The organism is Mesorhizobium sp. M1E.F.Ca.ET.063.01.1.1 (genome assembly GCF_003998155.1).
Classification (GTDB): domain Bacteria; phylum Pseudomonadota; class Alphaproteobacteria; order Rhizobiales; family Rhizobiaceae; genus Mesorhizobium.
On sequence record NZ_RZSC01001795.1, the window covers coordinates 1 to 385 of the forward strand.

At 64.4% G+C, this 385-nt stretch carries 1 pseudogene; it reads right to left on the bottom strand.

Features of this window, described 5'->3' with window-relative positions:
- Nucleotides 1–47: 47 nt before the first annotated feature.
- Nucleotides 48–385, bottom strand: a pseudogene (locus tag EOA29_RS40910) (hypothetical protein); the annotation flags it as partial.

Sequence of the window (385 nt, forward strand, 5' to 3'; positions counted from 1 at the left end):
CTGTCGGAATGGTCGGCGGACGCTTGAAGCGTCCGCCCCAGCCCACCTCAGTTTGTCGCCGGAGCGGCCTTTTTCTTCCGCTTGCCCTTGTCGGTCGCGGCTTTCGGCGTGTTTTCGTCATATCCGGCAAAGGCCTGGTAGTCCTTGGCGGTCGGTTCCGGCACCAGGACGTTCTGGTCGGTGAAGACGAACTGCGTCGCGGCCGACGGGTCGGAGACCTGGACCTGGTACTGGTGGATCTGCGAGTAGAGCACATCGGTGCCGTGCATCACCGCGACGCGAATCGGCATGGTGATGGTGCCGGGCGCGAACATCGGCCCAGGCACGACCTTGCCGGCCACCGCTATCTTCATCGACAGCTGGCCGTTGGCGCGCATGCAATCGC